We start from the raw sequence: 23,107 nt of genomic DNA on the forward strand, positions 1-23,107 counted from the left end.
ATCTTCGCGTCAGATGAGGCAGCGTGCCTGACAAGCAGGCCTTTGCGTCGGCAAATTTGCATCGCGCTCCTCCTTCACGGAATTGGAGCGGAAGATGCCATCTGAGATCGCGAACAGTCTTGAACTTCACGTCGTCGATCTGGTGAATGCAGAGCGGGAACAGACTGGCCTCAACCCGGTCCACGTCGAAGTTCATCTGAACGCCGCAGCTCAGGACCATTCCGACTGGATGGCCGAGGAGCAGGCGATTTCGCACGCTGGCGAGAATGGATCCTCTCCGACCGACAGGGTCGAGGATGCGGACTTTCCGCTTGCCGGCGGGTCATGGAACCTGACGGAGAATGTGGCCTATACGGGACTGAGAGGTCCGGCCACCGAAGCCGACGTCGACCGGCTGCATTCCGCGCTGATGGAAAGCCCCTCCCATCAGGCGAACATCCTCGATCCCGATGTCGCGTATGTCGGGATCGGCCTGTCGTTGGGGTCGGTCGAGGAACAGGGCGGAACTCAGGACGCGTTGTTCATGACCCAGAACTTCGCGAACACGACCCAGCCCGTCCTGGTCCAGGAGACGGTGGACGGACAGACTGTCACGACGCAGTATATCGACGGCGAGCCGGTTCCTGGAACGTCGCAGCCAGCGGCAGACGCGGACGAATTGCCTGCCGTTGGTGATGACCCTTCGGATGACGAAGGCACTGGTGACGAGGCTGACACCGACCAGGAGGATCAGGGCGCCTCGGGAGGGGCGTGCTTCGTCGCGACCGCAGCCTATGGAGACCGCATGCATCCGGATGTGGTGACGCTTCGGCGATACCGGGATCGCGTGCTTGTCAAATACCCAACTGGCCGCGCCTTCATCCGCCTTTACTGGCGCGTAGGCCCCGTTATGGCAAAACGTGTCGTGCCGACCGGCGCTTCGGGCCGCATGGCGCGAGTGGCGCTGCGACCGATCGTATCTGGATGCCGGAAGATACTGTGCCGTCATATGATGGTGGCGCTGCCGAGGCAGGCAGGTTCACTCATGTCGGCATGGCGTGCGAGTGTAGATCGACGGTTGTAAACGTCGCTTGTACCGTCTGGTCGTTCGCTTGCCATGGGGCATGTTGCCAGTCGTCTCGTGCATAGCATTGAGAGATCGAAGTTTGCAGCATTATGGAGCAGCAAAGAGGTTCGTCGATGCCAGTGCGTCTAATCTCCTACAAACGTTCGGATTTGGCAGGTAACGGAATCTCTCTGTTATGGCGCTTCCGCCTTCGGCTATGGAATGTCTCACTATAGCAAAACATGTTTTTCCCTACCTCGTTACGGATCCTGAGGTCCTGCGCTTAGTCCGCATGCGCTTATCGTCTGGATTCCCGACCAACAGATGACGGTTGCTGCAAGGGTGATCTGAATAGCCCCATGTTTCCTGGACGTTTTCTTCGCTGACTTTGAGGCAAGGAGGCCATGATGGGCACAGGCAATTTCACAGACGAGTTCAAGCGTGACGCGGTCGCACAGATCACGGAGCGGGGCTACCCGATCAAGGAGGTTTCGGAGCGGCTCGGGGTCAGACTGCATTCGCTCTATGCGTGGAAGCGCAAGTTCGCGAAGGCGGCCACAGGCGAGACCGATAAGGATGTCGAGGTCCGTCGGCTGATGCGCGAGCTGGCGCGCGCGTCGGAGGAGCGGGACATTCTAAAAAAGGGCGAGTCCTGTCCGCCATCGGTCCGAGGACAGTGGCGAGCGCGTATTTCGCCAGGGATGCAAGGTGAGATACGCGTTCGTGGCCGAGCATCGAGGGCAGTTTTCCGTCAGGGCCATGTGCCGGTGCCTGCGCATCCATCCGAGCGGGTTCTATGCATGGCTTAAGGTGCCGCTGAGCAGTCGGGTGATGGAAGACAAGCGCCAGACGAAGATGCTGCTCAATGCCTGGACCGACAGCGGCAAGGTCTACGGCTATCGCAAACTGCACGACGATCTTCTGGAGCAGGGAGCAAGTATCTGCGCGAACCGCGTGGCCAGACTGACACAGCTTGCAGGGATCAAGGCGGAGATCGGCTACAAGCGGCGTCCGGGCAGCTACGGAGGCAAGCCTTCGGTCATGGTCGACATGACCCTCGACAGGCAGTTCGACGTCGAAGCACCGGATCGTGTCTGGGTGACGGACATCACCTACATCCGGACGCAGGAGGGCTTTGCCTATCTCGCGATGGTCATTGACCTCTATTCTCGGCGTGTCATCGGATGGTCGATGCAAAGCCGCCAGACCACGGACGTCGTCTTGCAAGCCCTGCTCATGGCGGTCTGGCGACGCAAACTCAAGGCGAAGGTGCTGATCCACTCCGGTCAGGGCAGCCAATTCACCAGCATGGATTAGGGCGCCTTCCTGTGCGCCCACAATCTTGAGCACTCCATGACCCGCCTAGGAGGCTGTCACGACAACGCGGTGTCGGAAAGCTTCTTCAACCTCCTCAAGCGGGAACGGATCAGACGGCGAACCTATCGGACCCGCGAAGAAGCCAGGCAGGACGTGTTCGATTACATCGAGATGTTCTACGACCCGAAGCGCAAGCATGCGAGGAACGGGATGCTGTCACCAGTCGAGTTCGAACGGCGGCAGAAGATGACATACGAAGGTGTCTAAGAAACATGGGGCTATTCGTGCATTGGATACAGCCGCCCGCTCAATGCGCTCCGCGGGACAGCGCGACGGCGGGGATGGTCATGAAGATGATGCGCAGGTCCATCCACGGGTTCCACTTCATCACGTAGAAGCGGTCCATCTGCACGCGCTCCATGTAGGTCGTGTTGCTGCGGCCGCTGATCTGCCAGAGGCCGGACAGGCCGGGGCGGGCCGCCAGATAGTGGCGGGTCGAGCTGGCGTAATGGTCCAGCTCTGCCCGCACGACCGGACGCGGGCCGACCAGGCTCATCTCTCCGGTCAGCACGTTCAGGAGCTGGGGCAGCTCGTCCAGGCTCAGCTTGCGCAGCACGGCGCCGAGGGGGGTGACGCGCGGATCGTCGACCAGCTTGCGCTGTTCGTACCACAGGGCCGCCTTGGCGGGATGCTTGCGCAGGTACTGCTCCAGGACGGCGTCGCCGTTGACGACCATGGTGCGGAACTTCCAGCAGCGGAACTCGCGCCCACCAAAGCCTACGCGGCGGTGCCCATAGAGCAACGGCCCGGAATCCGTCAGCTTGAGGACGATGACCAGCGCGAGGATCAGCGGCGCCAGCAGCAGCAGGCCCAGAACCGCCAACGTGACATCCAGCCCCCGCTTGGCCATGCCACCCACAGGTGCGGCTTGGTTGGAAGATGCATCAGACCGAAACCTGAATGTCGGGTCCTGCAGGACAGACATGGATTTACGAAGGGGAGGGGTAACCTGCGGAACGCGAACAGCTCGCATCGTGACGACTTCCTGATAGTGCCAACATCTCTCAAGTGCGGCACAAGGGGCAAATCTCCGGAAAGTTCCTTAAAATTTTACAGACTATGTTTTTAGGTAGGCTTCGGTCGAGAATATCTTCAGAAATACATGCATCGCGAGTAAAGTGGACCAACAAAGACCGTGTAAAAAGCGTGATTGATGCAGCTTATGATTGAGTAAAATCAACGATGTGCCGACCAATCAGCAGAACTCTGGCGGAAGTATCTGCAACGACGACATCCCATTCCCGACGGACATTGCACTCCCTCCTTGGGTAGTTCTTTCTTCACGCTTGCGGATCCACAGGGTGTGGTGATTCAGGGACTGGTGCGCGTCGATCAGCAGCAGTTCCGCGGTAATGCAGATCATGATTTGTTGTGACAGCACGCCTTGGCGAACAGTGCCGCTCCGACCGGCGCGACGTGCAGTGATGTGCGGTCTTGACCCAGGATGAGGATCTCTGTCGCCGGGCCGAGCCGAGGTGCGCCTATGGCGAACTGAGCGCCGACAAGGCACCAAGGCCTTGGATACGTGTACGGGTCTGCATCAGCGCGGTGATCACGGGAACGAGGTCCAGATTCGGACGCAGGCGCACAAGGCGCGCCAGTAGGCCACCGGGCAGCCGTCGGCGCGTCGGAACGGGGCAAAGCCCGTCTCGGCGTCTGGCAGGCGGCGGAAGATGGCGCCGTCCAACTGCCATCCCGTGATACAGGCGTCGCGGGACATGTGCGTGGCCTTGGGGCGCAGATGCCCCATGTGCAGGACGCTCGCAGCATCGGTCCAGAGCCCATGTGCGTGGATGTCACCCCCCTGGCCCAGATGCAGGCCCGCGCTGATGATGCGGGCGCCTGGACCAAGGGTGCGGGTGTCGCTGTAAAAGGCCACACGACCGTCAGTCGGCACGCCGCGGGCGATCTGGGTCAGGGCATGGATGCCCGCACCGTGGGACAGCGGCGCCACCACCAGCGACGCGTCCTGTTCCGTGGTGCCGGGCAGCAGGTCGCACAGGTGGTTAGTAACGACGAAGGCCATCTGGCCGTGGGTAAGCACACAGCCTTGGGATGCCCCGTCGTTCCCGACGTGTAGAAGAACCAGGCCGGATCGTCGCGGGCCATCGCGGCCTCGGGCGGCATCCGGCCCATGTGGCGCGCAATCAGCGCGTCGTGGTCGGGGCCCAGGGGCGATACGCCGATGGGGATGATCGCCGGAATGTGGACCGCGCAGGCCGCCGCGTGGTCGGGGAATTGCGCGCCGCAGAACATGGCCTTTGCACCCGATGACTGCGCCAGATAGGCCAGATCATCGGGAGACAGGCGAAAGTTGGCGGGCACCCAGACCGCGCCGATGCGCCGGCAGGCGAACATCGTCTCCAGCATCTGCAGGCAGTTGGCTGATTGCACCAACACCCGGTCGCCCTTGGTGATGCCATAATCCTGGGTCAGCGCATGGGCCAGCGCGCCCACGCGGGCCTGCATCTCGGCCCAGGTGGTAACGTAATCGCCGTGGATCAGGGCAGGGGCGTCGGGCAGACGGCGGGCGTTCTGGGTCAGGAAATGTCCCAGGTTCATCACCCGGTCGGAAACGGGGGGCATCGTACCCGTTCAGGATCGAGACATAGTTCGTCATCGCAGCCCCTCCCATGTTGAAGACCCTCGCCATGGTCGCGCCCGGCAGCTGCATGTCGCCCGCGTCGCCGGTCACGCCGATAGGATGCCCCTTGGATTTCAGCCCGCCCGACAGGTTCAACGGCAGGAGGCCGTCGCGGGCGGTGACGCCGTCGCGGATCACGCGGTGGCCCTCGCCGTGTTCGGCCAGCCCCATCGCCTCGTATTCCAACATATCGGCGATGGTGAAGCAGTCATGCGTCTCGACCAGCGACAGGTCGTCCAGCGTGACGCCCGCGCGGTCCAGCGCCTGCGTCCATGCCGACCGGGCGGCGCACATCTCCGGCATGTCGCAGCGCGACAGGGCCAGCGGGTCGTTGGCCTGCGTCCGGGCGCGAAAGGCGATGGCGCGGCGCATGGTCATCGCGGTTTCGGCATCGGCCAGCACCAGCACAGGCGCACCGTCCGAGATCAGCGAACAGTCGCTGCGCCTCAGCAGCCCTGCCACGCGCGGGTTGCCGTCCGACACGGTGTTGCAGAAGGCCACGCCCAGATCCTTGCGCATATGGGCAAAGGGGTTGCGCATCCTGTTTTCGTGGTTCTTGGCCGCGATCTGACCGAAAAGCGTCAGCGGCAGCACCAGATGATACGGAGGTGCAGGAAAGTCGACAGGTCGACCCCTCCGTGATGGGACACCATTGCGCGTTCAATGCTGGGAATACCTGATTCAGGTCTTATGGTAGCAACTTTTGCCGCGCAGCGATCAAGCACCACGCGTCGATCGGATTAGGTCCTTTGTCACCAGGGACGAGATGGTTGAAGGTATCACGTCACCGTTCCACTGCAGCGGGCTGCATTCAAAACGACCAGAAGATGGCAATCTCGGCGCAGCCGCCGCACTGCTTATGAGCGGACTGCAGCATCGGCCAAGGCGGGCGATGGACAATCAAGAAGAAAGCCCGGTGATCAGGTCGAACATGCCTTAAGAAAGTGCGCTGTATAGGTCGCAGCGAGTGAACTGCGCCTGAGGCTGCAGCCCACGGTTCTATGACCCTAGCAAGGGCGCGTCAGAGTACGGCTATGGAAATCCCGCGGAGCTGCGCCTGTCAGCCGCGCCGTGCAAACCAAAAGACATCATTACCGTGCGATTAGTCAGGTTCCAAGGAGTGCCGCGGGGTCAGCCCCGCCAAGACCTGCTGCGCTGCTGCAATGGCCTGGCTGTGCAACATGGTACCCTTGGTCTGATGGATCTGATCTCAATCCAAAGTAGCGTCCTGCCCCGGATCAGTGATCATGCCTGCTGTTCGTTTCCATAGAGTGCTATCGCCAAACAGATCTAGCCCCAGACGCGTCGTGGCCTCGACGGGGGCCGATCTGAGGCCAGATCATTGTCGAGGCTGCGCTGAGCCCCGGTTATCGTCTGGAATGTGCATCCACAGACGGCGAGGCGCCGCGCGATCAAGGCGGCTACGCTGACCCGCTGTTGCGGCTGGATGGAGTTCGCACTTGCCCCGGTCAGCGACGACGGAAGACCCGTCATCCCAAGCCGCATCACCGCGGTTACGGTCAAGGCGTACCGGGCTCAAGCACTCTTGCCTGCAGGGGCAGAGATGGAATGGTGTTATTTTGCGCTGAATGAACCGGATCAGCAGGATGCTGGCGCAGAATAGTGTAATCCCGAACGCCAATCGCGTCAGCGGCTGCATCGCGAGGCGCCCGACACGATAGGAACCTGCTACCACCCTGTGGGCAAGCACGACGTGACCCGTCTTTTTTACAATGGGCTGAGGTGAGGCATGTCTCGCCGGACCAGCATCAGACCCACGAAAACGTCGGGTGGTACCGGGGCTGAGACGAAGGGCCGGCCTGCGCAGGAAGGCCGAAGGGATCAGCGCGGCAGATAAGGCCCGCGCCGTCAGTCAAAAGAACATGGGAGTTTAAGGAACGGCGGCGGCCCGCAGTGGGAAAGTCGAGATGGGCCAACTAAAGGTGCTACTAATCGACAGGCCTACGACGATGCACAGATTGATAGCAGCAAAGCTGGCCGTTCAAGCAAGCTGGCCGTTCCTTATCTCTGTACTCTCTGGAGCCTGATAGCGCACCGCTAACTGCTTGACGATAAGGACCAAAGCCAGTTTCCGCTGGAACCACCGCGCGCGCCCTTCCGGTACCGCGCAGCCACAGTTTTTGCGCCCACGACCAGTGGTCCGTAGACAGAGGCTAGGAGGCCGTCAGTGCTAGCCGCACAAACGCGCTTTGGGCCGAGGGTGCGAAAAGCCTTTAGGATTATTATCAGAGTTGGCGAAGCCAGAGCGCCAGACCCCTCTCTGCACCATCCACACAGCTGTCACAGCGAGAAGGCCGGTGGTCACCGCGAGGATACAGAAACCCATGCCAACTGCCGCACGCACTTTCTCTAATACGATCTGTTAACCAGACGTCGCAAAGTTTATAGCTCGTCGATATGGCGATACTTGGCACCGACTTTGGACACACGGCCTTGCCGATGGTAAGACGCGCGGGGAGCCAAGCAGACATCTTAAAAATCGCAATATCTTTGATAGCACAGGGCGTCCGCTGTCATGCCGATGCCGATATGGGTGATACGACCGCTGCTGTGAGTGGCACGCTTCAGGGGCAGATCGAGAGCTCCTACCAATAGTTCGGCAGCCATACGTTACTAGCCAAGCGTGGTATGTCTGAGCTACGTCCCGTCTCCTGGACGGGATCTGACGTAATTTAAGCTGCTCGTTGCACCTGCTGATCGGGTTGGCTGAGTGAGGGCGCTGGTGATTGCAGAAGGTCATCCATTTCCGGATCGCCGCTTTCGTCTCTGATCCGGTGTCCCGGGCATGCAGGTGAACGCGTTCGTGTGTCAGGGTCCGCCACAGCATCTCGATGAAGATGGTGTTGGGGGTGAGCTTGCGAACGCCTTTCCCGTCCATCGATATTCGCACCCCTGATTGGCGGAGACGGTCCGTCCAGCCGAAGGATATCAACTGGCCTGCCTGATCCATAGTCGTGATCTCGGGCGGCACGAACTTGTGGATGGCCTTGTTCAGCGCCTCGACACAGAAGTCGTTTGACCCTGTTCTTGAACCCGTGGCGAACACGGTCTCATTCGAGGATGTTCGAGATCCGCCAAGATGGAACCTTGCGCGTGTGCCAGTCCATGATCGCCATGACGTAGAGTGAGGCATGAGCCGTCACCGGTTCGAGGCCATGCCGAGCGCCACGCCGCACCGGCAGGGGGGTGATGTCCGGGCGCCAGACCTGGTTCGGACGTTCCACCGGCAACTCTGTCAGCAGATATGGATAGGTCTTGTGGCCCCATGCCGGCCTGCTGGTGTTGGGTTTCTGGTAGATCGGCAACAAGCGCATCAGCCGCCGAATCCGCTTCTCGTTCACCCGGTGTCCGTCGTTACGCAGATGCCGGGTCATTTGCCGGACGCCGAAGAACAGGGTCTCCAAGGAATTGCTCGTCGATCCGCCGCATCAGGCCGACGTCTTGTTCGGCCCGCCCTTGGGCGTGTAGGAGAAAGACGAGCGCGCGATTGAAAGCAGCTTGCACAGCGCAGCGGTGGCACGAGGGCAGTTATGGTAAAATACAGGCTGGAATTGCCGCTATCTAGCTGCACGTCCAGCTTTTGCCCCATCGTCACGCCCATCGCGTGTTGGACTCTGTCATAACACTTGACCTGCCCCGCCATGGTGGTCCCCGAGGTCCGCTGGCAAGGCGGACCGCGTGGGGGATGGTGTCGGCGACTGTGGGACTGCCGGCCACCATCGTCACCGCGGCCAGCCATGCGATAGGTCGTCTCATCACGTCGTTCGTTCCTGTTGGACCCAAGGGTTCCAGCGCGCATGGGAGCGTCGGACATTGCATGTCGTGAATCATCGTCCTCATGGCCCCGCCGACAGTACAGCCTTTCCGAATGCGGAAGGTGCCATGGTGCGGGAGTAGGGCGATGCAGGGGGTCGTGGTGCGTGCCGCCCACGATGCGACCTCGCCGGGGCTGTTCGACCGTACCGATAGCTTTCGGTTCCTGATCAGGGCAGTGCATCTGCGGATTACCAGCCTCGAGGTTCCGGACCGTCCCATTACATTGGTCCGCGTGCGTTCGACCGGACATGAGATCATGCTTGAAGAGCCGGACCGCCTGCCGGTCATCCTGCCATAGTCCAGGACCGTCCACTGCGAGGTGAGGGGCGAAGTCTTCGGGGTCAGCGCGAACCGCGTGCTGGCCCTTGATCCAAGCCGTCGGCGCACCACGGTCCGGCGCGGCGGGCCATCGACCCCCTATCTGGCGGACCTTCTGACAGTTCCCCGCGCCGCCCTGCGGCAGGCCTGTCGGTTGAACGATCTGCCGGCGGAGTTGACCCGCTGCGGGCAGGTGCCCCGGATGCCGGAGGTCGCGGATCTGCAGTGCGTGATCAGCGAGACACCGTCGCTGGCTGAACATGGGGCCGCTGGGGCTGTCGCGGACCGGACCTTCGGGCATCTGTCCGCCCTGCTTGCTGATGTCCCAAGCGATCTTGGGGCCAACCTTACCGCGCCCACAGGTGCCCCGTGTCGGGCGGGGCGGCGCAGGGTCGGGCAGTCGATCGAACTGATGCATGCGGTCCATGCCGAGCCGGCGGGCATCATTGCGATTTGTCGCAGGCTGAACTGCAGCCCCAGATCGTTGCAGCTGGCGTTTGACGAATGCGGACGGTTTGCGCCGCGCAACTGCTTGGCTCAGGCCCGCCTGTATCATGTCCGTGCCTATCTGCTGTCCGGGCGGACGAATGTGACCTAACCCGCCGCCGAGGCGGGCGCTGCCCATTCAGCTCGCTTTTCCCGACTTTGCCCCGGTACTTAGATCGCATCGGCGTCCTTGGCTGTGACCAGCGGGCGTGATGGGAATCACTCCGCGCGGCAGTCGGAATGCTGCTAGGGGCTGATCGAAGTGTCTTTGCTTTTCAGCATTCTGCCACGAGCAGGGTGATCGTAAGGCGGATTCCACAGCGGCTCCTTCACGTCGCAGTGCCAAAATCTGAAAACTCCTGCGGCTCGCCCCCAAGGCGGGGTCTTAAACGCTGATGATTGGGATGCAGTATTGTTCGGATTGGCAGTCGGTGCCGCCTTCGGATCATGCGACGGCGTAGCGGACACCGGGGTTTGAAGTCCGTCCGGTTGCGCGGGAACAAAATGCCCCTTTGGATGGGTATACGGGTCCAATCCAAATCAGGTGCACCATGTTGGAAACGGAAATTCTGAATCTTTCACGACAGGACCAGGCAGGGGCGCTGTCGCCTTGGTTCGCGCGCAAATTCGCCGAACAGGTGAAGGACGACCTGTTTCTTCCCGCGCCCGCGTTGCAGCAGGTGCAGGATCACCTGATCGGTCAATTGCAGGACTACCGCCGGCAGGCCGGGGTCGGAACGGCGGTCCTTGGGATGTCGGGTGGCGTTGATTCAGCGCTGACCGCGGCACTGTTCAAGGCGGCGGGCTGGCAGGTCATCGGGCTGACCCTGCCCATCCATCAGGTGCCGGAAGAGACCGACCGCGGCATCGACGCCTGCAAGGCGCTGGGCCTTGAACACTTTCACCTGGATCTGTCAGCGGAATACGACGCCATGGTGTCCGCCATGGCCCGACTGCACCCCGGCATCGCGACCGCCGATGATGACGGGGCACGCACCCGTCGGGGCAACCTGCGCGCCCGATTGCGCATGATGACGCTTTACGACCAGGCTCACCGGCTCGGGGGCCTGGTCGCCAGCACGGACAACTTTTCGGAGCTGGGGGCGGGCTTCTGGACGCTGCATGGCGATGTGGGCGATCTGGCGCCGGTACAGGGTCTGCTCAAGTCGTGGGAGATTCCGTGGCTGGCCCGCAATATCGGCGTCCCTGAGCACACGTGGCGCGCCAAGCCGACCGACGGGTTGGGAATAGGTGCCGGAGACGAGGCGCAGATCGGCGCGACCTATCTGGAATGGGACATCGTGGTCTTTGCCCTGGATCAGGCGCGCAAGGACGGTCCCGACATGGATATGGCCGATGTCCAGCGGCGCTTGGGGACAGACGACGACCCGCATGCGCAGAGGATCGTGTCGACCGTCGTGACGCGGCTGGGACGGACCTGGTTCAAGCGCGTCAACCCCATCAATCTTGCGCATCCGAAAGCCGATCGGCTTGCGATGATCGACCGGCTGGACGAAAGGCTGTTCCGCCCCGCCATCCTGCGCAGGCAGCGGGTGGACATCGGGTTTCCCGACGATCTGCACGCGTCCGCCGGCACGCTTTGCAAGCTGCTGGAGCGGCACGATTGCCGCGTGGTGACGGCGGAATCCTGCACAGGCGGCGTGCTTGCTGCAAGCATCGCGGGCGTGTCCGGAAGTTCCTCCGCGCTGGAGGGAAGCTTTGTCACCTATGCCCCGTCGATGAAGGTAAATGCGCTTGGGGTCTCCGCACAGCTGATCCAGGAGCGCACGGTCTATGACCCGCAGGTGGCCCGGCAGATGGCCACGGGTGCGCTGGATGCGGCCCCCGGCGCCGGGCTGGCGCTGGCGATCACCGGCGTGGGCGGTCCGGACGACGATCAGGGCAAGCCGGCGGGATATGTCTGCATTGCGGCCTGCCTTCGCGGGGACGCACCCGTGGTCAGGGAATGTCAGTTCGCGGGCGCGCCTGACATCGTTCTGACCAAGGCCATCGGTGCCGCGTTGCAGTTGGGTATTTCCCTGCTTGATAGCACAGCAGGCGCGGGCGTGGATGCAGGCCAGAGCGTGTAACGGTGCGGCATCGCGGATGCGCCTTCGCGATGCCATATAGGGCGCATCTTTAGGCGCGGCCTTTGGGCGAAGCGATGTCTCGCACAGAGTGTTGGTTTGTTCTGAAGGATTATGGTCGTCACCAGCATTCGCGACGCTGAATCCCCGCACCATTGATCCATCCGGAACAGCCTTCTGGATACAGCGCCGGCGCGGACGCACAGCAACGGCACCTATTTTGCGCGCCCCATTCATCACAAAGCGGCCGAAAGCTGCTGCAATTCCAAGAATGCTTGTTATTTCAGAACGCTACGATGCTGGAATGCTCCATCGTCAGGTTTCAGCGAAAGGTGCGGGGACCGAGTTAGCGTACAGGTTGGGCAGTGGTCAGCAGCGGCCCCTGCGATGCAGGCCTAGGTCGCAATTCTGATGCCATGTCGAAATCCGCCGCGTCTTCACGGTTTATCAAGGGCTCTTGCATAGCGTCGATCGGGCCGACGCATCAGACCACGCGGATCGGCGCATGCGCGTCGACAGGCACTCCTTCGGCAACAGGCGCAGGTCAGGCTTGAAGGAGACCGCCTTGTCACTCATCACGGACGCTCATTTCGGCGCGAACATCATCTTGACGCGGGACAGTCTGAAGGATGGCCAGCCCTTTGCCGAAACCCTCAAGGAAATCGACTTCTCGGGGTTTCGCTATCCCGGCGGCGGCGTGACCGAGGATCAGACCTGGGCGAATGGCGGACTGGCGCGGATGTTCGGCGATCCGATCGAACCCGGCAGCGAAAACTATGTCATGACCATCAACGAGGCGTTGGAATATGCGTCCTTGACCGGCAAGGCGATGACCGTGGTCGTGCCGACCTTCCAGTTCTATGACAAGCAGGGGGGCGTCTTCGATCACTCGGGGTTCGACCGCTATGTCGACAGGCTGGAGACGGCGTTGAATGCGTTTCCCGACGCCGTGGTCAGGGACCTGGAAATCGGCAACGAATACTGGGGCAGCAAGGCCTGGGGCGGCCTGACGGGCCATCAATACGGCGCGATCGCCAATGCGCAGATCCCCAAGCTCAACGACATGATCGAACGGCTCTCGGACGACATGTCCGGCTGGCATGCCCCAGGCCTGGGCGTTCAGGCGGGGGTCCAGTGGCGCGCGACGCAGGGCGCGGACGGCAGATGGACCGCGGACGGGCCGCAGGAGTCCGCGGACATCATCTCCAAGATCTCGCTGGAACATCGCGGCATGATCGACACGGTCTTCCAGCACAGCTACCCGGATGCCAGCACGATCACCCAGAACCTGAACTGGGCGATCCGCCCGATGGAGGTCTTTGAGCGGTTCGAGGGGTTCTCCAGCGATCTGAAGTTCTCGCTCTCGGAATTCAACATCGGCGCGAACACGGCCGTCGGCATCGACCAAGGTGCGGCCTGGATCGACGCGTTTTCAAAGGCGGTGGATCTTGGCGTTGATTCGATCGACCATTGGGGCATCGCCTATGATTGGTTGTCGAACAAGTTCTATGACACCCGGTTTCCCGCGGCGGAGAGCGACGGCGGACAGATCGTCGCGATCGCAACGCCGATGGGGCAGATCTACGACATCGCGCAAAGCCATCTGGTCGGAAAGACCACCATGACCGATGCTCATGCCCTGCAGGACATCGCTGTGACCGACGGGATCGGCGTCACCGGCTTTGCGGATGACAGCCAGAAGATCGTCTTTCTGCACAATCCGACCAACGAGGCGGGCAGGGTCGATCTTGGGGGCATCGCCGACGGGATGCACGTCTCGGTCCGGACGCTGACCCCCGCGGATTCGCCGCATTCACCCTGGTTCGACGAATCCGCACGCACGGTGACGGGCGCGAACGGCATTGCCGACGCGCGGGCCGACATGAACGTAGTCTCCGGCCCCGGCGTTCAGGATCGCCACGATCTGAGACCGGGAGAGATGCTGGTCGTCGTGGTCTCCGATCCTCGCCGCGACCTGATCATCGAGGGGGCGCATAACGTCACCGATCCGGCCACCGGGATGGTCGACGACCTGATCGTCGGCGGGCTGGGTCACGACATCCTGCGCGGCCATGTCGGCGATGACACGATAGAAGGGGGCGGCGGCAGAAATGTCCTGTCCGGCGGAAGGGGGGACGACGTTCTTGTGGCATCGGATCAGGGCGACGTGATCTTCGCGGATGGCGGCGACGACACCGTGACAGGCGGCGACGGCGACGACATGATCGTGGCCAGCGGCGACGACCCGCGGGATCACAGCGTCCTTGAAGGCGGCGGCGGACGAAACCTGTTCCTGGTCGGCAATGGCGGCGATGCGTCCATCCTGGATTTTTCGGCCCGGGACCATATCGGCTTTGGCGGAGCCTTCGCCGATGCGGGCGCACTTCGCGACGCATCGCAGGTGATCGATAGCGACATCGTGGTGGGGCTCCCCGACGGAAGCCAGGTCATTCTTGCCGGTCAGGCCGAGCGGATCGACATGCTGCACGAACAGGTTCTCGATTTCATGGACCATGACCGGATCGTCGAGGTGACGGACAGTTATCTGAACGGGCTGACGCATGACCAGGTTGTCGAGGTCTTTCGCCAGGGGGAGGGACACTTCGATCAGCCGGACCAGCAGGGTACGTCGATCTACTTCGATGCGCTGGAAGCGACGATGGCCCGTCTGGAACTGCGAGAGGATGACGAAGGTCTTCCGAACGACGACCCGCCCGTTCGACCGGTCGACGAAGACGACCTGCCTTCCGTTCCGCCGGTTGCCGACGATCCCCACACCCCCGACCCGGACGATCCCTATTCAGATCAGGATGAGGAATCCGCCTCTGGCGGCGCCTGTTTCGTCGCAACGTCCGCCTATGGAAATCCCTGGCATCCCGACGTCGTTGCGTTGCGCGCGTTCCGCGACAACCACCTGATCAAGACGGGGGCTGGTCGCTTGTTTGTGAGGGTCTACTGGATCATCGGACCGAAGCTGGCTGCCAGCACACGGCCCGACCAATTTCATGCACGCGCCGTCCGGTCGACACTTTCTCGGTTTGTCGCATTGCTGAGGTCGACCGATCTGACCGCTGGAAAATGATTAGTAGGGTGGGTCGCAATGACCTGCCGGGTTGAGCAATCGCTCGACGCGCGGAGCTTTCATCTCGCGCAGCGGGGCGGGCGATTGCGGTGGTGAGGGTCAGCGCGTAGTCAGGCGGGGTCTGGTGATCCGGGGCCGAATGCGGGCGCTCGGTGTTGTAGTCGGCGGCCCGGTCAGCGATCACAACAGGCGCATGAGCCAGGTTTCGGAACATGGCATCATTGAGCAGCTCATCGCGCATCCGACCATTGAAACTCTCGACGAAGCCGTTTTGCATCGGCTTTCCCGGCGCGATGCAGTGCCACTCGATCCGATGCTGGGAACACCACCGCAGGATGGCGGTCGATGTTAGTTCGGTGCCGTTGTATGAGACAATCGTTCCAAGCTTCCCTTGACGCTCGATCCAAGCCGATTGCTCTCGTGCGACGCGCCGTCCGGATATCGAAGTATCCGGGATCGCCGCGAGCGCACGGATTGAGGTGCCCCCCGAAAGCTGGGCACTGACGTAAGCTCTGTTTTTGCTGTCTGCTGATCTCCATCACGAGGGAGATCGACGATGTCGAAACGAAAGCGGCACGTCCCTGGGTTCAAGGCGAAGGTGGCACTTGAGGTGCTGAAAGGCGAGGGGACCGTGTCGGAGCTGGCGAGCCGGTTCGGCGTGCATCCGACGATGATCAATCAATGAAAACGCGCGTTGCTCGATGGCGCGTCCGGTGTCTTTGAACGCGGTGGCCGCAAGGCGTCGGTGATCGATGAGGATCAGGTCCGGGATCTGCATGCCAAGATCGGGGAGCTGGCGGTGGCCGACTCTTTTTTGGAAAGAAAGCTGTAGTCCTGGGGCGGGAAGTGATGAGGCATTGGAACGCCATTGGTCCGAGAGACGATGCCGAACGGCATGGTCGAACGCGACCATCCGGACCTGTCGATCGGCCGGCAGCGCGCTCTGCTGCAGGTCCCTCGTTCGTCCTTTTACTATACGCCGCAAGGTGAGACGGACCAGAACCTCGCGTTCGCCATGGACCTCGAACCAGTGGCGGCCACATGGCTCACTGCGGTTGATCGACGTGCGGTTCCTCGACACGCCTTTCCTTGGCGTCCGTCAGATGACCTGGCACCTGCGCAGTTGCAGGGACCGTGGCCCCAGTGGGGCCGCGCAAGCCCGAAAACGGCCACAAGGTGAACGAAAAGCGCATACGTCGGCTTATGCGCCTGACGGGTCTGATGCCGATCCACCAGAAGCCCAACACCCGCCGGCCGACGAAGGGACACAAGACTTACCCCTATCTGGCTCGCGCGGGCTGCGTGTGGCCCGGCCAAATCAGGTCTGGTGTGTGGACATCACCTATCTGCCGATGCGTCGCGGCGCTCGGCATGGCCTCGGACCAGTGGCGGCTCATGCCTCGCTCTCCCTGGTGGCGATCATGGACTGGCACACCCGCATGGTCCTGGCGTGGCGGATCTCGAACATCGAGCCATGGTCCGCCACTGGTCCGAGGGCCATGGCGAGGGGACGCCGACTTCTGCGTCGAGGCGCTGAACGAGACCATCTATCGGTTCGGACCGCCGGACATCATGACCATGGAGCATGGTCGCGCCATCGGTCCAAGCGGCCATGCGACGCCAAGGGTCCCACTTCACGTCGTTTGCCTGGACAGACCGCCTGCGACGGTCGGGCGTCCGCATCTCGATGGATGGCAAAGGCGTTCGCAAGCGCACCCTCGACAACATCTTCATCGAGCGCTTGTGGCGCACCCTGAAATACGAATGCGTCTACCTACATGCTTGGGAGACCGGATCACAGGCACGCACCGGTGTCCGCAACTGGATGGAATTCTACAACCACCGCCGGCCGCACAAGGCCCTTGGCGGCCGACCGCCGGCAGTGGTCTGCTCACTGACAGGAGAAGCAACGCAACCCGATCAGCAGGAGCAGATCAGAGCTTGAAAAGCGCCAGATCCTGTCAAAAGAATGGGGAGCACATCAGTGAAGGAAAAATTCCGTAGCAGATCAGCAACCCTGGCCCGCCATATTTAACGTGTTGAACGTATTATCTCGGCGGTAAGGAAGTTGCGGCAGCATTTAACGATCAGTGGAAGATGAACTTAGCAATATCGATTCATACGGTCGACGATGGAAATGCATCCCGATCGAAGCTACGCACAAGGTTGCAAGCCGTGCTTCCTGAATGCGTTTAGCTCTTCCTGTAATCCTTCAGCAGCCGTATCGCCTGATCGACCTTGGACTCTATCAGCTTGTCCAGAAAGGCGGGCGCCGACATGGCCGACCTGCTTTTCATCGGAGGCACGTGCTTTGCGGCCTTCGACTTTGTGTCTGATTTGGGTCGCGCGCGCGTGGTATTCTTTCGGATCGTCGCCATTGATAAGCCTTGGTCTATGCAGCGTCTGAACCGGAACCCCCGCCTGATGTTCCAGGAAAAGGATTTTTATCTGAACCGGAGCGGGAGGAACGTCGAGCTGACGGTTATTGCGTTCCGCACCGTCGCCCTGACTTGCATCTTGTCGCGACGTTGCTTTCTTTCCTGCTACCCACCACGGCCTGCAGGTAGGCTGTTTTATTTGGAACCTCAGATCGAGTGCACTTCCAGGCGTGGCGTAATCCGCCATCGCATATTTTTCATGTGAAAGCGTTCCTGTTATCGAATGCTGTGCATTGGCCTGTACGTACCTCCACAAGATGAACACCTGATGTGTTCCACGAGATGGATTATGGCCTGCAATCTGAAGTTGGCGCTTGTCGGCATGTTTCGGAACGCGTTGAGGTCGTCACGATCGAGGTGTTACACCGGTTTCAACACTTCGGCGCATCGCAACAGCTGATTGCCCATTGCTAAGGTACCCGTACACGAAAACGGTATGCTCCTCGCAGTCGTCACGATTTAATAGTTTCAGGCTGAATCAACAATGAAAATTTGATGCAAGCGGCCGGATGGTGCCAATGCTAATTGGGTTCAGCCGCAGACTGATTGTCGACCGAAGTTTGGATAGCTGAGCTCAGTTTTCCGGAACTTAATTTGCAATTGATTCGGTCGCTGCCCGAATAGTTCGCAATATCTTAGACCAGAGCGCGGCATCCTGAGACTGCTTACTATAGAGCGACAAATAATTTGCAAAACGTACGACAGTTTCGATTTTTGGAGCAACGTCCTTCCAATGACGTCCCGCACGTCGCTTTAGGATAGACAAAGCGATCACAATTGATCGCAGTGTCGTGGGTGTCTTGACCTTACAACGGTGGGAAGCGCTACCTAGCAACGCGGTGATGGAGAATACCGCGAAATGAATGAACGGTTGAGTGAGGTGCGGGTTATAGGGCCGCGCGCTACCTGGGTGATTGATGATCGATCGTGAATTGCGCGACCGGTTCGTGGCCGCGGGCGTGCCCGAAACCCAGGTTGATCCCATCCTCTCCTATTTCGACCTTTATGGTGGGGCTGCCGAAATCACCTCAGAGGAAGAATATCGGAATGCGGCTGCCATTTATCTGACGCTGGATGGACATCTGGCGCCTGACGATGCGCACAGCGCCGTTGCCCGCTATGTCATCCATCTTGGGGTGCGGCTGGCTGAGTGGGATGGCAAGCACACCGTACCAAGCGTCCTGCGGTGACCATAAAGCCCACGGACCCCGTCGCATTGTCGTCAGGTGCATGGTAACGATTTCGCCATCACCGGCGCAAATGTGCCGACAAATACAATCTTGAGTTGATTGGTTAATGGTGTCTTGCTACGCCGAACCTTCATGGTGGTGGTCGAGCAATGCCGACCACCGACTGACAACAACCCGATTGCAAAGGTTGCACGCTTGCCTGTCCAAACTTCGCACCCCCCTGCAATCCGCAGACATGCGCCACGACGACAGCCCTCCATGACGCAGACTGCCGGGCAGTTCCGGGAAAGGCCGCATTCGCGGACCCGTCTGCCCCTTCGTACCTAGTGCACATTCATGTCTGAGCCGGCACCGCGATCCGCGGTGTCTCTTCATCATGCCCGGACCATGGGCTGGACACAGGATACATCATGCCGACGACCTTCAACTGGATCTCTCTTGGAACGCCCCGCAACGCCACCGGCGGCATCGTCACGGTCGACCCGTCAGAGATAATCGCCGGCGCAGAAAACGCATCCAGCCTCCTGACCGCCGCGTCCGGTTCGGGGCCCCGGGTGTTCGGTTCGCAGGGCGCGCCGCTCTACAACAGCATCACCTCTGCAACAATGATCAATCGCAGCGGCAGCGACAATGCGCTGGACACGGATACGGCGGTCGGCACATCGGCGGATCGCTTTACGACCAACATTGGCGCCGGAGTCCAGACCTTCAACTTTGACGCCTTGGTCAATTACAACGGCACCGTGACCTATGCGGATGGCTCGACCGCGTCGAACGTGACGCTGCTGGTGGTGCAGGCGGAAACGGGCGAACTGTTTCTTGCGCCGCCGCCGGCCACGGGTTCGAACGCGGCGTTGACGCTCAAGCCGATCCAGTCGATCCGGCTGGATTCGGTGGCGAACAATGACGTCAACCTGTTGATCGACCGCCAGCTTGGGATATTCGACGATGGATTTGTCGATGGCACGGCCGGGGCCGACCTGATCGGTCCCAGTTATGTAGAGCCTGCCGCCGGCGGCTCCGACCGGGTCGACGGCAATGACGGGCTGACCAGCGCGGGCACCAATTTCAACGATGACCGTATCCGCGCGGGCGCGGGCAACGACACCATCGACGGCGGCCTTGGAAACGATCTGATCGACGCGGGCGAGGGCAACGACCTGGTCAACCTGACCGGGACGTTTGGCAACGACACCATCACCGGCGGCGCGGGCAGCGACACGCTGTCCGGGGCAACGCTGACAGGCGCGTCCACCGTCACATTCAACGGCGGCTCCGGCACCTTTGCCAGCGGAGGCAGCACGGCCAGCTTCAACACCATCGAGGCCGTCACCACCGGCGCCGGCGCCGATACGGTCACCATCAGCGGGACCGCCGCGGGAAGCTTTGCCACGGGCGCCGGGGCGGACACGATCACCGCGGGCGGTTCCGGCGCGGATACCATCAATGCGGGCGACGGCGACGACCTGATCAACCTGACCGGAACGTTCGGCAGCGACACAATCACCGGCGGCGCGGGCAGCGACACGCTGTCAGGGGCCACGCTGACGGGCGCGTCCACGGTCACGTTCACCAACGGCACCGGCACCTTTGCCAATGGTGGCAGCACGGCCAGCTTCAACACCATCGAGGCGATCACCACAGGCGCGGGGGCCGATACGGTCAACGCGGCGACCAACACCTCGGCCGCCAGCTTCGCCCTGGGTGCGGGCAATGACAGCTTTACCGGCGGCCTTGGTGCCGAGACGATCGATGGCGGGGCGGGCGACGACACGATCGTCTCGGGTGGCGGTGCGGATGTCGTCAGCGCGGGGGACGGGCAGGACCTTGTCGACGCGGGTGAGGGCAACGACTATGTCGATGCGGGGGCCGGAAACGACACCGTCGCCGGCGGTGCGGGCAACGACACCCTGCTGGGTGGCACGGGCGACGACCAGCTGAGCGGCGGCACCGGCGATGACAGCCTGCTGGGGGGTGCCGGCAACGACGTTCTTCTGGGTGGCGACGGAAATGACTATCTGGACGGCGGCTCTGGTGCCGACACCTTGACGGGTGGTGCGGGCAACGACGTCTTCGTCGTGTCGAACGGCGATCTCATCACCGACTTTACGACCGGCGACCCGGCTAACAACGATAGCGTGGATCTGACGGCCTTCTACAACGATGACAACCTGGCGATCATCAATGCGCAGCGGGTGTCGGCGGGGCTGACACCCTACAACTCCGCCTTGGGCTGGCTCAGGGCGGACCAGGCCGATGACGGAGTGCTGAACAGCATCCGGACCGATGCAGGCTTTGCCGAAAACGTCACGCTGAGGATCCAGAACGGCGGAACGGCGGTGACGGCGGCGCAGCTGACCGAAGGCTCGACCTCTGTGCTGTGCTTCGGGTCGGACGCGCTGATCCAGACGGTGGACGGTCCCGTGCCGGCCGGTGCGCTGAAGGTGGGCGACATGGTGCTGACCCGCGACAACGGCGCGCAGCCCATCCGCTGGATCGGTCAGCGCGTCATCGATGCGGCCGCCTTGGCGGATCGGCCCGCACTTGCGCCCATCCGCATCCGCGCCGGCGCCCTGGGCCAGGCATTGCCCAGCAGCGACCTGATCGTCTCGCCCCAGCACCGCATCCTGGTGCGATCGAAGATTGCCACGCGCATGGTCGGCGCGCCCGAGGTCCTGGTCGCCGCCAAGCAGTTGATGGCCGCCGACGGCATCGACGTGGCCGACGATCTGGCCGAGGTGACCTATGTCCACTTCCTGTTCGACGACCACCAGATCGTCCTGTCCAACGGGGCGGAGACCGAGTCGCTTCACACCGGACAGGAGGCGCTGAAGGCGGTTCCCGTCGAGGCGCGTGCCGAAATCTTGGCCCTGTTCCCGGATCTGGCCGATGGAACGTCGCGTGCGGCCGTGCGCCCCATGCTGACCGGGCGGCTGGGACGAAAGCTAGCGGAACGCCATGCCCGCAACAGAAAGGCGCTGGTCGCCTGAATATCGGAAGGGCGTGCCGATTCCTGGCACGCCTTTTGCCCAACTTCAGGGGTAGGTTTGCATAATCGCCGCCGGGCTTGGCGTCGGCCCGCGGGGCAGGGTTGTCTGACCAGGGACGTGGCTGCACTGCAATCGTGGTATCTGGTCAGGTGAACCGGAGGGCATCCGATCATCAATGCATCGTGGCCGAACTGACGCTGCGAAGCGGTTGCACCGTGCCGGCAGATGTCCGACGATAGCGGCGCCGTCTGACGTGACGCGGCGGCCTTGATGGCGAGGATTTGCATGACCCGGTTCGATCGGCCTTTCGGGACCATGCCCGACGTACACCTTCATGATCGACGCGGGGCGGGTCGCGGTCTGCCAACGTCCGGGATCGATCTGCAGGCTGCCAGGCCAGCCTTCGGCCATGCCGATCAGGTTCCTGTGGGCAACTTTCGCTTCGTCGCGCTGGACGTCGAGACGGCGTGCAGCGACGCGGCAAGCATCTGTCAGATCGGCTTGGCCTGCGTGCAGCCGGATGGCGAAATTCAGACGTTTTCGATGCTGGTCAATCCCAGGTCGCGATTCGACCCATTCAACATTCGTCTGCACGGCATCGGCCCGGACCATGTGGTACAGGCCCCCGGCTTTGCCGAGGCGCTGGAGATGCTGCTGCCCCTGCTGACGCGCCATCAGCTTGTGCAGCACAGCAACTTTGACAAGCAGGCGATGAATGCCGCCTGCCGGACCTGCGGCCTGGACGTTCCCGATCTGCGCTGGAGCGACAGCGTCACGATCGCAAGGCGGGCTTGGCCCGAATTGAAGGGGAACGGAGGGCATGGGCTGGCAAACCTCAAACGCGTGCTGAACCTTCGGTTCCACCACCACGACGCGGGAGAGGACGCCCGCGCGGCGGCCATGGTCGTGCAGCATGCCGAGCGCCGCCTGGGCCTGCCCTTCGACGACCTGATCAAGCCGGTCGTGAAAAAGCGCCAGCCGTCTGCGATCAAGATGGCGGGAAATCCGTCGGGGCCGCTGGCGGGGTCAACAGTGGTTTTCACGGGCACGCTTGGCATGCCGCGCGAAATGGCGGCCGACATGGCGGCGCGATCCGGGATGGATGTCAGGGCGGGTGTGACACGGCAGACCACCCATCTTGTCGTGGGGGATCAGGACCTGCTCGAACACGACGGCGCCTTGCGCAGCGCCAAGCACCAGAAAGCCGTGCAGATGCGGGATGCGGGGCATTCCATCCAGATTATGGGAGCGCGCGCGTTTCAAAGACTGATCGCCGGTTTCGGCGCCGTCTGAGCATTCGGGGTCGGTTCTGCCAGACCGCGATATCGCAGGGCGGCAGACCGGAAATGGAAACGCCGCATCGCTGGTCGGTCTGGCCCCTGCCGCATAATTTGCGGGCACAAGTTCACCGCCAACGTCATGGGTGATCAGGCGCGAGGCACGTCAAATCAGTCTGGGAGAACAGGCGAGGCAACTGCGCCCATTCAATTTTTCTAGCATGGACAGGGGTGGCGTGATGACACCGTCCAATCTGCGTGCCGGTGGGTCGCGGTCATTCTGTGCTCAGCAGATGGTACCGGACGGCAAAAGAAAATCCGTGCTGAACGTCAGAA

Annotated in this window: 13 protein-coding genes and 5 pseudogenes; 11 read left to right on the top strand and 7 right to left on the bottom strand. The window is 61.9% G+C overall.

Annotation, left to right across the window (positions count from 1 at the left end):
- Positions 1-94 precede the first annotated feature (94 nt).
- A complete protein-coding gene (locus tag PRL19_RS09400) occupies positions 95-1,063 on the top strand; it encodes a CFI-box-CTERM domain-containing protein (protein ID WP_273742751.1) in 969 nt (322 codons plus the stop codon).
- Between the two features lie 389 nt (positions 1,064-1,452).
- A pseudogene (locus tag PRL19_RS09405) lies at positions 1,453-2,629 on the top strand (IS3 family transposase).
- 40 nt (positions 2,630-2,669) lie between these two features.
- On the opposite strand, the gene PRL19_RS09410 reads toward PRL19_RS09405, so the two are convergent.
- From PRL19_RS09410 to PRL19_RS09425, 5 genes and pseudogenes are all read right to left on the bottom strand, one after another.
- A complete protein-coding gene (locus tag PRL19_RS09410) occupies positions 2,670-3,272 on the bottom strand; it encodes a sugar transferase (RefSeq protein WP_206692796.1) in 603 nt (200 codons plus the stop codon).
- A gap of 702 nt (positions 3,273-3,974) precedes the next feature.
- On the bottom strand, positions 3,975-4,466 hold the full coding sequence (locus tag PRL19_RS15690; RefSeq protein ID WP_337960281.1) for a hypothetical protein: 492 nt from the start codon (positions 4,464-4,466) through the stop codon (positions 3,975-3,977).
- Between the two features lie 17 nt (positions 4,467-4,483).
- A pseudogene (locus PRL19_RS09415) lies at positions 4,484-5,008 on the bottom strand (AMP-binding protein); the annotation flags it as partial.
- Between the two features lie 10 nt (positions 5,009-5,018).
- Positions 5,019-5,633: pseudogene (locus PRL19_RS09420) on the bottom strand (thiolase C-terminal domain-containing protein); the annotation flags it as partial.
- Positions 5,634-8,137: 2,504 nt separating this feature from the next.
- Entirely contained in the window at positions 8,138-8,491 is a 354-nt protein-coding gene (locus tag PRL19_RS09425) for an IS3 family transposase (RefSeq protein ID WP_273742752.1), read from the bottom strand.
- 497 nt (positions 8,492-8,988) lie between these two features.
- Here PRL19_RS09425 and PRL19_RS09430 point away from each other — a divergent pair, with 497 nt between their 5' ends.
- The 3 genes from PRL19_RS09430 (at position 8,989) to PRL19_RS09440 (ending at position 14,876) form a co-directional block, all read left to right on the top strand.
- Positions 8,989-9,201 carry a hypothetical protein gene (locus PRL19_RS09430; protein WP_273742753.1) on the top strand — a complete coding sequence of 71 codons (213 nt, stop codon included), beginning with the start codon at positions 8,989-8,991 and terminating at the stop codon, positions 9,199-9,201.
- Positions 9,202-10,258: 1,057 nt separating this feature from the next.
- Positions 10,259-11,797 carry an NAD(+) synthase gene (nadE, locus tag PRL19_RS09435; protein ID WP_273742754.1) on the top strand — a complete coding sequence of 513 codons (1,539 nt, stop codon included), beginning with the start codon at positions 10,259-10,261 and terminating at the stop codon, positions 11,795-11,797.
- Positions 11,798-12,359: 562 nt separating this feature from the next.
- Complete coding sequence (locus tag PRL19_RS09440) at positions 12,360-14,876, top strand: calcium-binding protein (RefSeq protein WP_273742755.1); 2,517 nt, start codon at positions 12,360-12,362, stop codon at positions 14,874-14,876.
- Between the two features lie 28 nt (positions 14,877-14,904).
- Here the strand turns inward: PRL19_RS09440 and PRL19_RS09445 are convergent.
- Positions 14,905-15,342 (bottom strand): annotated as a pseudogene (locus tag PRL19_RS09445) (integrase core domain-containing protein); the annotation flags it as partial.
- Positions 15,343-15,432: 90 nt separating this feature from the next.
- On the opposite strand from PRL19_RS09445, the gene PRL19_RS09450 reads away from it, so the two are divergent.
- The 3 genes and pseudogenes from PRL19_RS09450 to PRL19_RS15790 all read left to right on the top strand — a co-directional run.
- Positions 15,433-15,561 (top strand): transposase, encoded by a 129-nt coding sequence (locus PRL19_RS09450; RefSeq protein WP_273742756.1) that lies wholly within the window; start codon positions 15,433-15,435, stop codon positions 15,559-15,561.
- Between the two features lie 9 nt (positions 15,562-15,570).
- Complete coding sequence (locus PRL19_RS15765; RefSeq protein WP_420704391.1) at positions 15,571-15,708, top strand: hypothetical protein; 138 nt, start codon at positions 15,571-15,573, stop codon at positions 15,706-15,708.
- A 789-nt stretch (positions 15,709-16,497) separates the two neighbouring features.
- Positions 16,498-16,821: pseudogene (locus PRL19_RS15790) on the top strand (transposase); the annotation flags it as partial.
- Positions 16,822-17,030: 209 nt separating this feature from the next.
- Here PRL19_RS15790 and PRL19_RS09460 read toward each other — a convergent pair.
- Positions 17,031-17,579 carry a hypothetical protein gene (locus PRL19_RS09460; RefSeq protein ID WP_273742757.1) on the bottom strand — a complete coding sequence of 183 codons (549 nt, stop codon included), beginning with the start codon at positions 17,577-17,579 and terminating at the stop codon, positions 17,031-17,033.
- A gap of 652 nt (positions 17,580-18,231) precedes the next feature.
- On the opposite strand from PRL19_RS09460, the gene PRL19_RS09465 reads away from it, so the two are divergent.
- The 3 genes from PRL19_RS09465 to PRL19_RS09475 all read left to right on the top strand — a co-directional run bounded on the left by PRL19_RS09465 (position 18,232) and on the right by PRL19_RS09475 (position 22,787).
- Positions 18,232-18,504, top strand: a complete 273-nt coding sequence (locus PRL19_RS09465; protein ID WP_046000905.1) for a hypothetical protein — start codon at positions 18,232-18,234, stop codon at positions 18,502-18,504.
- A 410-nt stretch (positions 18,505-18,914) separates the two neighbouring features.
- Complete coding sequence (locus tag PRL19_RS09470) at positions 18,915-21,494, top strand: Hint domain-containing protein (protein WP_273742758.1); 2,580 nt, start codon at positions 18,915-18,917, stop codon at positions 21,492-21,494.
- Between the two features lie 285 nt (positions 21,495-21,779).
- Complete coding sequence (locus PRL19_RS09475) at positions 21,780-22,787, top strand: exonuclease domain-containing protein (protein ID WP_273742759.1); 1,008 nt, start codon at positions 21,780-21,782, stop codon at positions 22,785-22,787.
- Positions 22,788-23,107 lie beyond the last annotated feature (320 nt).

The organism is Paracoccus marcusii (genome assembly GCF_028621715.1).
GTDB lineage: Bacteria > Pseudomonadota > Alphaproteobacteria > Rhodobacterales > Rhodobacteraceae > Paracoccus > Paracoccus marcusii.